Raw genomic sequence first — 12,298 nt, forward strand, 5'->3', positions numbered from 1 at the left:
GTTAATGTACACTTTCGCTCATTATGAGCACAGCAGGTTTATCACTTCGCTCAAATCTCGGCAAATAAAGTCCGGTGTGACACCCGTGGCTTCCATATGCGCCTCCATATTGAGATCGGTCGTGATTCCGGTCATAACGAGCACCGTCTTACAGCCGGCATGCGCGCCGGCCGCGATATCCGTACGTATATTATCTCCAATCACATAAGTGTCCTCCGGAGCCAAACCGAGGCGATCCGAAGCAAATTTCATTAAAATCGAGGACGGCTTTCCGATGACCGTCGGTTTCACTCCGGAAGCGGCTTCGATCGCAGCACCCAGCGAACCTGCACCTGGCATCAAACCGGTATCTGATGGAAGCTGCAAATCCGGATTGGTCAATATCGACACGGCTCCCTCCTGAATCCAGCGAACGGCACGGGTTAACTTCTCGTAATCGAACGAACGGTCGATTCCTTGAATCACATATTTAGGGGACTGCTCCACGATATTTAGACCCGCAGACAAGAGGGCTTCACGGAGCCCCACTTCTCCCAGCATCGCCACTTTGGCACCCGGTGACTTCTCCGCGATATATTTAGCTGCAGCCAGGGAAGAGGTGCAGACTTCCTCCGGCAAGGCAGGTATCCCCATCTCCATCAGATGCGCCGCAACCTGCTCGGGTGTTCGTGATGAATTATTCGTTACGTACAGAAACGGAATCTGCAATTCCTTCAGCCGTTCGATGAGAAGGTCTGCCCCCTCAATTCGATGACGGCCATGATAAAGCGTTCCATCCAGGTCAATCAGTAATCCTTTTGGTTTTGGTTTTTCCATGAATTGATAGCACCTTCTTTATTTCTTTCCTTCACGCCATAAATGATTCATCGGCTAAAGTATGAGCTTTCTCGGATTCGCTGTGATCGTCATTCATCGTCATATATCGGTATAAATATGTATAACCTCGGTTCATACACTACCCTGAAGTTTACTTACGTAGAAACCCCAGTTAGTATTATTGTAAAGAAGGCTACTTCCGGTTGCAAGGCTCATGGCTAGACTTCAGCCCGGTAGCTAATCAGTCGAAAGAAATCGAAGAGTGTCCAAGCATTAGTGATTATCAACCGGTTTGTCATTTCCTGCGCTTTCCCGGAAAATAATTCACTCCATCACTCGATATTTCCCTGTAAATAGATGCTCTATTGGCTTATGATTTGCGCTGGATTGGGTACAATCCGAAATCCTCTGCCAAGCGTGTATTCTCAAAAATCTCCTGCGCTTCCTTGAGCAGCGGCTGCAAATGCTCCATATCCTTATACCGGGAGCTAAAATGGGTCAGGAACAGCGTTCTTACTCCAGCCCGTTTCGCTGCTTCCGCCGCCTGTTTAGCCGTACTGTGATAGTATTCGTGCGCGAGCTCCGACAGATCCTCCATGAAAGTGGCTTCATGGACCAAAAGATCGGCGTCTTTGGCCAGAGTCTCCACTCCAGGGCATGGTCTTGTATCCCCGAGGATCGTGACCACTCTCCCTTTCTTCGGTGTCAGGAGCACCTCAGAGGCATGAATCCATCGGCCGTCGCCGAGTTCTACGCTTTCCCCTCTTTTCAGTTTGCCATAAAGCGGCCCTGGCTTAAGTCCATAGTCCGCCAACCGTTTCAGGTCCAGGCTGCCGGGAAGATCCTTCTCCACGATACGGTAGCCATAACTCTCGGCCCTGTGATCCAGCTTTGTCGATTCCACGAGGAAGTTATCGTCCTCAAACAGCACACCTCCGGTATGTTCAATGACCTCCATCGTATAAGGAACGCGCGATTGGCTAATGTTCAGCGTAGTTTCAATGAAGGCCTTAATACCAGGGGGACCATATATCGTCAGGGGTGAAGTTACCCCTTGGGCACCACGGCTGGACAGTAAACCCGGTAAACCGAATACATGATCACCATGCATATGGGTGATGAATATCTTTTCAAGCTTGGACAGCTTGAGCGGGGACTTCAATATTTGATGCTGCGTACCTTCTCCACAATCAAACAGCCACAAACTTCTTCGTTCTTCCAGCATACGCAGTGCAATCGAGGTTACGTTACGCTGCAGCGTAGGAACCCCCGCATTTGTTCCTAGAAAATAGAGTTCCATCCCTCTTCTCCCCTTTCGGTTGTAAACCGGAGAAATCCCCCGAAACATTCGGAGGATTTCAAACCGGCTGTACCGGTATTCAAATGTTAAGCTTTATCTACGTTAAAATAATGAGCTTCCGGATGACTGAACACCATGGCGGATACCGATGCCTCAGGTTCCATCATGAAACCTTCGGTAAGATGAACGCCGATATCTTCCGGCTGCATCAATTTAAATAACGGTTCCTGATCCTCCAGATCCGGACAGGCCGGATACCCGAAAGATACGCGAATGCCTTGGTATCTCGCTCCCAAGCGCTGTTTCATGGTCATGTCTGCCGGATCGGGGTATCCCCACGTATCCCGCATCATATGGTGAATCCGCTCCGCCAGCCCTTCTGCCGTTTCCAGGGCGACCGATTGAAGCGCGTGGGAGCGCAAATAGTCACCCTTGTCTTTCCATTCCCCGGACAATTTTCCGACGCCGTGGCCGGCTGTAACGACAAGGAATCCAACGTAATCCATAACCCCGCTATCTACGGATTTCAGGAAATCCGCCAAGCACAGGTACGGCTCAACCTGTTGTCTTGGAAACGTAAAGGTATGCAACACTTTTGTTGTATCTTTTGGATCGTATATTAGAATATCATTTCCTCTTGACTGTGCCGGGAAGAAACGGTACATTGCATGCGCCTGTATGATCCCCGATTGAACGGCCTCTTCCAGAATACCATCAACGGTTTCCTTAAGCGATACCGCCTTCGGGTCATTGGCTTTCAGCAGCTGTTCCACTGAGCCTTTGAGGCCTAAATGATGTCCTAACAGCATCTGCATGTTGATATAAGGCAGAATGTGCGAAATCGGATAATTCCGGAGCACATGCCGCTCCATATCCGGCGGTAAATATACAGGAGCCTCGGTCGATATTTTGGATCGCAGTCCTTCTGACAGCTTCGGCATCACTTTAACCACTTGCGGTGCGGCTGCATCGGCTTCCTGCTCTGCCTTAATCTCTTCCGCTATTCTCGTCCGCTGCACCGGATCGCTGAGCTGGTTGGCCAACGCAAGACCATCCATTGCGTCCTTCGCATATAGCACCATGCCGTCATACTCGGGACGAATGCGGGTCTTCGTGAATTTCCGTGTCAGAGCCGCCCCGCCTACCATGATCGGAACACTAATGCCTGCGTTTTTCAAATCCTGGGCGGTGGATACCATCTGTTGGGCTGACTTCACCAGCAAACCGGACAAGCCGATAGCATCAGGCTGCTCACGGCGGTATGCCTCGATAATTTGCTCCGGTGGTACTTTTATACCCAAATTAATGATTTGATAACCATTGTTGGACAAGATGATCTCCACCAGATTTTTACCGATATCGTGCACGTCCCCCTTCACGGTGGCAAGCATGATTTTCCCTTTGACCGACGTCTCGTTTTTCTCCATAAAGGATTCCAGATACGCCACGGAGGCCTTCATTACTTCGGCACTTTGCAGCACCTCCGCGACAATCAGTTCATTGTTGTTGAACAAACGTCCAACCTCGGTCATCCCGGCCATCAGTGGTCCATTAATGATCTCGAGCGCGCCGTATTTGGTCAATGCTATATCTAAGTCCGGAATGAGGCCTTCCTTAGAACCTTCCACTACATAGGATGCTAGTCGCTCCTCGAGTGTCAGATTGGATACCTTAACCTTCTTCTCTATCTTTTTATCCCGAAATGCCGCGACAAAAGCCGCCAACGTCTCATCATTGGTTCTGTATATCAGATCCTCGGCTAAGCGACGCTCTTCTTCTGGGATCGAGGCATAACGCTCCAGCTTCTCGGTATTCACGATTGCGTAGTCCAATCCGGCTTTTGTGCACTCGTACAGATACACGGAGTTCAGGACTTCACGGCCCGCTTCCGGCAATCCGAAGGAAACGTTACTGATTCCGAGAATCGTATGCACTTTTGGCATGGCTTCTTTTATTATGCGGATGCCTTCAATCGTTTCCTTGGCTGATCCGATATACTGCTCGTCCCCCGTACCTACCGGGAATACAAGCGTGTCGAAAATAATGTCCTCCGGCGAAACGCCATATTTGTTCACCAACAGATCATAAGAACGCTGGGCCACCTTCAGCTTGTCGTCACGATGGATCGCCTGACCGGTCTCATCAATGGTTCCTACGACAACCGCGGCACCGTATTTATGCACCAACGGGATCACATGCTCAAATTTCTCTTCACCATCTTCAAGGTTAATGGAGTTAATAATCGCTTTCCCTTGCGAATATTGCAGAGCCAAGTCAATTACGGCCGGATCCGTGGTATCGATCATGAGCGGCACTTTAACCTTTTTAACTACTAGCTCCAGGAACTTAATCATATCTTCCGATTCTTCACGATCCGGATCCTGTACGCAAACATCAATGACATGCGCGCCATTCTTGACCTGGGCACGAGCGATCTCGGAGGCTTCCTCATATTTACCTTCTACAATTAAACGCTTAAACTTTCTGGAACCCAGAACATTCGTTCTCTCCCCTACCATATACGGTCGGTTTTCCTGCTCGATATATACCGGCTCGATACCGGATAATGCCGGCAAATGCCCACCATCCAGCGGTCGCGGGGAGAAGCCATCCATCGTTTGTTTTAAAGCGCGAATATGGTCGGGTGTTGTCCCACAGCATCCGCCGGCGATGTTGAGCCAGCCTTTTTCAGCAAAAGCCCCCATCTTTTGAGCCAACGATTCAGGGGATTCATGGTACTGCCCGTTCTCGTCTGGGAGACCCGCGTTAGGATAACAGCTGATGGCACTTCTCGACATTTCAGATAAGGAGCGAATATGGTCTCGCATGAATTCCGGGCCCGTTGCACAATTAAGGCCAATCGATACGGGATTCAGATGCTCCAAAGAAATGTAGAATGCTTCTATATTTTGTCCGGCCAGCGTCGTTCCCATCGGTTCAATCGTACCGGATATCATAATTGGAAGCATGACGCCCGTTTTATCAAACGCTTGGCGAATCCCAATGCTCCCGGCCTTCACGTTTAATGTATCCTGCGATGTTTCGAGCAGAAGCGCATCAACCCCGCCTTCAATCAAGGCAACGGCTTGCTCCTCGTAGCTCTCGATCAAATCGGCAAAGGTCACACCACCGGTAACCGATAACGTCTTGGTTGTCGGGCCCATCGCTCCTACCACATAGCGCGGGTTGTCCGGCGTGGAATATTTATCAACCGCAACGCGGGCCAAGTGAGCCGCTTTCAGGTTGATTTCCCGGGCAAGCTCAGGAATATCGTACTCAGCAAGCACAACGGAGGTTGCGCCAAACGTATTGGTTTCGATCAGGTCAGCACCTGCTTCAAGATATTGTTCATGTATTTTTTGAATGACATCCGGTCGATGAATGACCAGCATTTCATTACAGCCATCAAGGTCCGGGCCGCCAAAATCTTCAGCTGAGAGGTCCTCCTGCTGGATCATTGTGCCCATGGCACCATCAAGAATTAATATTCGTTCTTTAAGTATTTCTTGTAAGCTAGGCTTGTTCAACTCATAAACCTCCCCCGAAAACGTTAAATCTTAGTGTATCAGAATATTTTTCAATAGAAAAGCCGAAATATTGCGTTGCAATAGGTACAAATCAACATTTGCAGATGACAAATGCTGTGAGGGGGGCTATAATACATATTAATCCAACGGGAGAAAGAGGGTTAAAGCTATGGCAGAGATTGTGATTCGCAACACGAACGAACGTATTACTGGAGAAGATAATGTTCGGGAATTCCTGAATAACCAAGAGGTTGTTTACGAACACTGGAATATGGAAAAACTCCCGGCAGCGCTTCAAGAAAATTTCAAGCTTAGTGATGACGATAAGAAGCGCATTTTGGACATCTATGATGAAGAAATTCGTGACTTGGCTGCAAGACGCGGCTACAAAATTTGGGATGTCATCACACTTTCCGAGTCCACGCCCAATATCGAGGACCTGCTGAAAAAATTCGAAGAGGTTCACACCCACGCGGAAGACGAAATCCGTGCGATAGTCGGCGGTAAAGGAATTTTCATTATTAAGGGCTCCGACGATGTCGGTTACTTTAATGTTGAGCTTGAGCCAGGCGATGTCATTTCCGTACCGGAAAATACACCTCACTTCTTCACATTGATGGAGAACAAGCAGATCATCGCTGTTCGTCTTTTCATTGAAGAGAACGGCTGGGTTGCTACACCGGTAGAAGATCCTCAATTCCAATAAGCCTACGGGCAGATTGAATAAGAAAACGAAATAAGGCAGCGCATCGATCCGTCTTGCGGACCATGTGCTGCCTTATTTATTAGCGATGTGTTATTCCGTTACCTTCAGTTCCTTCAACGGCATGGAATGCTGTCCTCTCGCCGTGACATGTGAAACGATGCGATAGGTTCCAGCCTCATCGAAGGTTTTCTCCATTTTGTAAACCCCGTCTTGATCATGCTTAACCGGGACCTTCGCCTGAACGCCTCCGCCTTCCAGCGTGACCTCAAATTCCACATTGTTCGCATCTTCCACCGGACTGCCGGCTTGCGTTACCTTCGCTTCGATCAACACCTTCTCACCAGCCTTAATGCTCTCCGGCGTCAAAGACAGCTCGACGATGATGGGTTCCGCCATCACATCTTCTCCGGATTCCGCTTTGCTGTCATTACATGCGGCAAGCGCAACCGCCATCAGCACCATGGCTGCAAGTAAGGCTATCTTTTTTCGGGTCATGCTCTACACCTCTTTTACAAATTAGGGCTATGTATGGTTCATTCAAGTAATGGTCATTACCAAACCTCGTTAAGTTACCTAATCCATTATATCGCATTATTCTTTTACTTCTATCTCATGCAGCTTACAATTGTGTGACGTTTATCATTGCCAAATGCACGGCTCAAGTCCAATTGTGTAACCAACAAAAAACAGCCCATAACCGCAGAATCTGCTGTTAGGGCTGTTCCTATGTACGTTTGCGCACGCATTATTCGGGTGTGAGCTCTTCATTGCGGTTTACAAGGATGCGACGATGGCATGCAGCTCCGATAAATGTTTGATCTCAAACTTTGGTTGAATGGACGGATCGTGAGGTCGGTTTACCCGATTGATCCAAACCGTATGCAGTCCTGCCGCATTTCCGCCTTTAATGTCTGTGGTCAGCTTATCTCCCACCATCACGGCCTGATCCGCCTCAACACCTAACAAGTCAAGTGCATACTCGAAGATGGAGACATCCGGCTTCCCTTTGCCAAAATCACCGGAGATGATGATATGATCAAAATAAGGAACCAGTTCTGGAACACCGTCCAGCTTCTCCTGCTGCAGATCCGGACTTCCGTTCGTGAGAAGCAGCAGCTTTACATTTCCCTGTAATTCCTTCAGAACTTCAAACGTTTCTTCATATACATAGGGTCTTGTTCTGCGTTCAGCAGCGAATTGTGCAGCCAACGTTTCAGCCAATGTTTCATGATCAACGCCCAGGCGCTGAAGTCCACGCCGCCATGATTCCTTGCGGTATACGGGTGCCAGCTCCTGCAGTTTTCTGAATTCAGGCTGCGATCCAGCTGTGAAATTAGCCCACAAGCCTTCGAAAGGGTTAATTCCGATCATTTTGGTAAAAGCAAAAGTATCATATGATTCATATAATGCTCTAGCTTCTTCCCGTACTGCGGCCAAAAGTTCTTTGGCATCAATGCCGGTCTCGTTCGCTCCGGCCTGGCATGTCACTTCAAACGCTTCCTCCACACTACGTTCATCCCACAATAACGTGTCGTCCAAATCAAACAAAACCGCAGCTATCGGCATGTCTCTCCCACTCCTCATATACACTGTGATCTATTCTATTTGTTAATTATGCTCAACTGGAATTTGATGAGTTTTTGCGAACTTTTCTAATCTTTCGCCCATCGCTTTCGTATCATAAAGATTCATCATACGCGAGAATACCCAGTTGCCTGCTTTCCCCTTGCCCTGGATCACGACGGAACCCGAAGCCAATTTGATCTTCTCGATATCCGATACAGCCAGTCGACGTTCCCGATTGAACTTCATGGTGGATACGGAAGCACGCTCAATCTTCAAATAAGGCTTGCGTAAGAAAATCATAAGCGCTAACAGAATGTACAAGCTGACACCTACCCAGTTAAGTACATCGTTGCTTCCACCTGCAGCCTCGGACGTCGCCGTTCCGAGAAGTGCATACACACCAGCCAATGCAACAAGGACTAACGGAAGTACATATTTACGTCCCTTAAATACATCATGCTTGTCAGTAACGGCAGAGACTTGGTACGAGGTCAACCCTTGCTTCTTACGCTGCTTGTTGAGCTGTGACATATTTTTGTTGACTTTTCTTTCCCATGATCGTGACATATGGTTCCCCCTGGATTCAATTTCAATATATTACCAATCCATATAAACTTGGGGTAACCGTACTCGATTCCCGCGAATAATCGGCACCCCAAGTATTATAATTCTATCCTACTATCTGGTCGTGAATCACTGGTTGTAGATCCATGGGCCAGTTGATCGACTAATGCTTTAATCGGGGGCCGCCTTTTTGTTCATTTTCATCTACCCATTCGATTGATTCCAGCTGTTGTCTAAAGTTACCCCGAATATTGTTAAGGTATATTTCCCGAAGCTCGGCCCGTTCCTTGAGCTCTTCCGCGGTCAATCCCTCACTTTTCTGTTTTCTTGCTAGCACATTGATGCGTTCAACCAAAGTATCGATGTCCATGACTTCTCCTCCAATTCCGATATCATGTATAACTTAAACATGTGAAAAAGAGCTTGTCAAGGCAACTGCACCCTTGCAAACTCTGATTAAGAACAAATATGAACATATGATGCCTATAAATGGGTCCTCTATGTTAAGAAATCAATACTCTTCTATTATAAACACGCTTATACTGCGTGAAATCACATCATCAGGCAAGCTTACAAATATGAAGCGAGAAATAGGGGCATATATAAGGAAAGAGTTTCTCGTAGTGTCATCCCATTACCAGACTGGTAAAGACAACACCTCTCCGGCCTGTATATCCGGACCTTTCAATCCATTCATTCTTCGGATGCTATCCAGATATACTCGCGTATCCATATCTGTCGGTTTTTGAAGGGAAGCAATCCGCCACAAACTATCACCATATTGAACAATAACCTGCTTCTCCCCAGTGGGTTTATCCATCCCCCCGGCAAAAACGGAATATGCCCCTGTCCAGCAGGATGCTACGATTAACAGAACGAATAAAAGCTTTATAAAAGAAATGGATGCCATTCTCGACTTTAATTGATCGATCCAAGTCTCCGAAGACTTCGTTTGCACTGGAACGTTCTCATAAATGCTACGGTATGTACTGTATTTCAACATGGAATCATCATCTCCCAAACAAGTGTTCTCTTATGGATTTATATTAACACGAACACTTGTTTGATTCAATACCAAAAGGAACATTTGTTCTATTTTAATTTAGAACTTATGTTTGTACGAACGGAAGTTCTATGTTATAATTTTCCCAAACGTTACTAAATGGGGTTGATACGGCATGTCGAAAATATCCAGCCGCCAGCTGGCGATCTTAGAGTTTATCCGCAACGAAGTTCGTAGCAAGGGTTACCCGCCTTCTGTCCGGGAAATCGGCGAGGCTGTCGGACTAGCCTCCAGTTCAACGGTCCATGGACATCTTGACCGCTTGGAGAAGAAAGGCCTCATTCGCCGTGACCCTACGAAACCAAGAGCAATCGAGCTTCTTGGCCAGGAAGAGTCCGAAAGCGCAAGCCTGTTTACCCACACCATTGCCAGAGTGCCTGTTGTCGGAAAAGTCACTGCAGGTGTTCCTATTACAGCCATGGAGAACATTGAGGATTACTTCCCACTCCCGCAGCATTATGTAGGCGACGATAAGGTGTTCATGTTGTCGGTTATTGGTGACAGTATGATCGAAGCCGGCATTCACAGCGGCGACTATGTCATTGTTCGCCAGCAGCAAACTGCAGACAATGGCGACATTGTCGTAGCGATGACAGAGGAAGACGAAGCAACTGTGAAGACCTTCTATAAGGAGAAGGATCATGTACGATTGCAACCGGAGAATCCTACCTACGAGCCACTGCGCCTGAACCATGTTACGATTCTCGGTAAAGTAATCGGACTATTCCGGGATGTCCACTAATTTCATATATCTATCTATGAAGAAGAGGTTACCTCCCTTAATTGGATGGTAACCTCTTTGCTTTTTCTATATAGGTAATGAAACATGATCCTAGCTAGTTTGCCAACACCATAACGCCTTGCTTAAGATCCAGTCGATACATCCGCTTAGGTTTATAATCCGGGGAACCTTCCCCACCCGGCCCCTCCGTGGACTGCAGAACAAGCTTATTGTCTTTTACCATGGGTTCAGTACCTGGTCTGTAATAGGAAGTATAGGACACCGATAATTCTTCTTGAAACCTGAGCTGCACAGCCTTACCCGTATCATGCTCCACGGCGAATGCGTAGATTTGTATTGCATGACAGTCCTGATATTGCGGTGCAAGTATAAACACATCCGCATCCTGAAACGGCAATCGAACCATATTGACAGCTGCAGAAGTTGGTTGAATAAAAGTAAGATCATCCAGCGTGGTTACTTCATCCGTAACGCCATTAGAACGATATCGTACGCTGTAGTTACCGGCAAACGACAGGTCCGTTTCGATGCCGAAACAGCTCGGCGCTCCTAATTTCGTTATTTTTTCCTTTTCTACAGAAACTACACTTAGCCTCCCCTTATCTGTTACGCCTTGTGCCCGAATCGTCTCCTCCGTATCAGGAGGTGCATCCCCTGCCCTCTTTTGTTCCTCGCCGCCAAAAGTCAGTGGTATGATCATGAATATGATCAGAAGCAATAACCCACCCACGATGCCAATTCGCAAATATTTACGCTGTGTGGGTCTGCCGTCACCACTGCAGTTCACGGACATGTGCACATACTTTTTCATTTCAGGCGTAAATTTATCATTTGGAAAAGGGCCCTTTTTAACCCGGGAATACCAGTCTGGTTTACCCTTATTCATCGCCATTCTCCTTCAACAGGTTCTGTACTTTTTTCCTTGCCCGATACAGTCTGGATTTTACGGTACCCGCCGCTAGGTTAAGAAACTCCGCAATCTGATTTATTGACATCTCATAGTAAAGGTCCAGGATCAGCACCTCCCTAAACTTCCTGGGTAAAGTCATGATCACTTCCCATATTTCATCAGTATACTGCCCATCCAAATACTCTGCTTCCGCAGACCGGCTTGAGGCATCTGTAAGCAGCTTGTCCTTGAGGGTCACTTTCCGAAAGAAAAAAGTCTGTTTATATCGGAACACAGTATGTCGCGTAATTGTGAGCAGCCACGTTTTTAGCGTTGCCCGACCGCGAAATGTATGTATACCATAATAAGCTTTAATAAACACCTCTTGAGCAATATCGTCAGCCAGTGCTTGCTGTTTGGTCAGAAAATATGCGTAATTCCAGATATCATTTCCGTACAAGTTCATGATTTTATCCAGTGTCTGTGTGTCCATCACTGTCATCTGTTTCAAGTATTCCAGCTCCAACCGATTCACCTCATCTAATTAGAGTCATGGGAGTGAGCAAAGGTTCCCTTTTTTCGAATAATGACGGATTGTCAAGCTAAGTGCGACAGAGCATCCATAAAAGATTCGTGAGCAGATTTCCAGCCAAGACATTTCCTAGGTCGGTGGTTGATAAGGTAAACGGCATGTGCTAAATCCTTGTCAGTGACCTCTGCAAAATCCTTACCTTTAGGGAAAAATTCCCGAAGAAGTCCATTGCCGTTTTCGTTGGAACCTCGCTGCCAGGAAGAATAGGGATCGGCAAAGTAGACCGATAGATCGTAAAAAGATTCTAACGAAGCATAACAGGCAAATTCCTTCCCTCGATCAGCTGTAGCCGTAAGGAATGTCCCTTGTGGGAACTGTGAGGCAGCTACGCCAAAGGCAACTTCCATAGAATGAGCTGTACGATCCGGCATCTTTATAGCCAGATACAGGCGTGTCTTACGTTCTATAAATGTCGCAGCACAGGCACGACTCTTTCCTCGACTAGAGACAACCGTGTCTAGCTCCCAGTGACCGAAAGTGGTTCGCTCCTTCACCACTTTCGGTCGCTCACCAATCGGTTTACCTACAAGAAA

Annotated in this window: 13 protein-coding genes; 2 read left to right on the forward strand and 11 right to left on the reverse strand. The window is 47.4% G+C overall.

Annotated elements, in window-relative coordinates:
- Nucleotides 1–21 precede the first annotated feature (21 nt).
- The 3 genes from J7E85_RS18300 to metH form a co-directional block, all read right to left on the reverse strand.
- The gene (locus J7E85_RS18300) at nucleotides 22–816 is read right to left on the reverse strand and encodes a TIGR01457 family HAD-type hydrolase (RefSeq protein WP_076321152.1); all 795 of its coding nucleotides are present in this window, start codon (nucleotides 814–816) and stop codon (nucleotides 22–24) included.
- A 370-nt stretch (nucleotides 817–1,186) separates the two neighbouring features.
- A complete protein-coding gene (gene rnz / locus J7E85_RS18305) occupies nucleotides 1,187–2,116 on the reverse strand; it encodes a ribonuclease Z (RefSeq protein ID WP_215160186.1) in 930 nt (309 codons plus the stop codon).
- An 86-nt stretch (nucleotides 2,117–2,202) separates the two neighbouring features.
- Complete coding sequence (metH, locus tag J7E85_RS18310) at nucleotides 2,203–5,643, reverse strand: methionine synthase (protein ID WP_215160188.1); 3,441 nt, start codon at nucleotides 5,641–5,643, stop codon at nucleotides 2,203–2,205.
- Between the two features lie 169 nt (nucleotides 5,644–5,812).
- Between metH and J7E85_RS18315 the strand changes: the two genes are divergently transcribed.
- The gene (locus J7E85_RS18315) at nucleotides 5,813–6,349 is read left to right on the forward strand and encodes a cupin domain-containing protein (protein ID WP_215160190.1); all 537 of its coding nucleotides are present in this window, start codon (nucleotides 5,813–5,815) and stop codon (nucleotides 6,347–6,349) included.
- Between the two features lie 90 nt (nucleotides 6,350–6,439).
- Here the strand turns inward: J7E85_RS18315 and J7E85_RS18320 are convergent, their stop codons facing one another.
- The 5 genes from J7E85_RS18320 to J7E85_RS18340 form a co-directional block, all read right to left on the reverse strand.
- Nucleotides 6,440–6,844, reverse strand: coding sequence for a FixH family protein (locus J7E85_RS18320; protein WP_076321148.1), 405 nt, complete (start codon nucleotides 6,842–6,844; stop codon nucleotides 6,440–6,442).
- A 279-nt stretch (nucleotides 6,845–7,123) separates the two neighbouring features.
- Nucleotides 7,124–7,915 carry an HAD family hydrolase gene (locus J7E85_RS18325; RefSeq protein WP_215160192.1) on the reverse strand — a complete coding sequence of 264 codons (792 nt, stop codon included), beginning with the start codon at nucleotides 7,913–7,915 and terminating at the stop codon, nucleotides 7,124–7,126.
- Nucleotides 7,916–7,957: 42 nt separating this feature from the next.
- Nucleotides 7,958–8,482, reverse strand: coding sequence for a hypothetical protein (locus tag J7E85_RS18330; RefSeq protein WP_215160195.1), 525 nt, complete (start codon nucleotides 8,480–8,482; stop codon nucleotides 7,958–7,960).
- Between the two features lie 160 nt (nucleotides 8,483–8,642).
- Nucleotides 8,643–8,849 (reverse strand): DUF896 domain-containing protein, encoded by a 207-nt coding sequence (locus J7E85_RS18335; protein ID WP_076321145.1) that lies wholly within the window; start codon nucleotides 8,847–8,849, stop codon nucleotides 8,643–8,645.
- 264 nt (nucleotides 8,850–9,113) lie between these two features.
- Nucleotides 9,114–9,482, reverse strand: a complete 369-nt coding sequence (locus tag J7E85_RS18340; RefSeq protein WP_215160197.1) for a LysM peptidoglycan-binding domain-containing protein — start codon at nucleotides 9,480–9,482, stop codon at nucleotides 9,114–9,116.
- Nucleotides 9,483–9,657: 175 nt separating this feature from the next.
- Between J7E85_RS18340 and lexA the strand changes: the two genes are divergently transcribed.
- Nucleotides 9,658–10,284: a transcriptional repressor LexA gene (gene lexA, locus J7E85_RS18345; RefSeq protein ID WP_076321144.1), complete on the forward strand. Its 627-nt coding sequence runs from the start codon at nucleotides 9,658–9,660 to the stop codon at nucleotides 10,282–10,284.
- A 94-nt stretch (nucleotides 10,285–10,378) separates the two neighbouring features.
- Here the strand turns inward: lexA and J7E85_RS18350 are convergent, their stop codons facing one another.
- The 3 genes from J7E85_RS18350 to J7E85_RS18360 form a co-directional block, all read right to left on the reverse strand.
- A complete protein-coding gene (locus J7E85_RS18350) occupies nucleotides 10,379–11,170 on the reverse strand; it encodes a hypothetical protein (protein WP_215160199.1) in 792 nt (263 codons plus the stop codon).
- On the reverse strand, nucleotides 11,163–11,675 hold the full coding sequence (locus tag J7E85_RS18355) for an RNA polymerase sigma factor (RefSeq protein ID WP_483311327.1): 513 nt from the start codon (nucleotides 11,673–11,675) through the stop codon (nucleotides 11,163–11,165). The genes J7E85_RS18350 and J7E85_RS18355 overlap by 8 nt, the downstream gene beginning before the upstream one ends.
- 95 nt (nucleotides 11,676–11,770) lie before the next feature.
- On the reverse strand, nucleotides 11,771–12,298 hold a 528-nt coding region (locus J7E85_RS18360; RefSeq protein WP_215160202.1), incomplete at its 5' end, for an IS30 family transposase.

Origin of the sequence: Paenibacillus sp. ISL-20, assembly GCF_018613005.1 — a bacterium.
In the GTDB taxonomy this organism is placed as follows: Bacteria; Bacillota; Bacilli; order Paenibacillales; family Paenibacillaceae; genus Paenibacillus_AQ.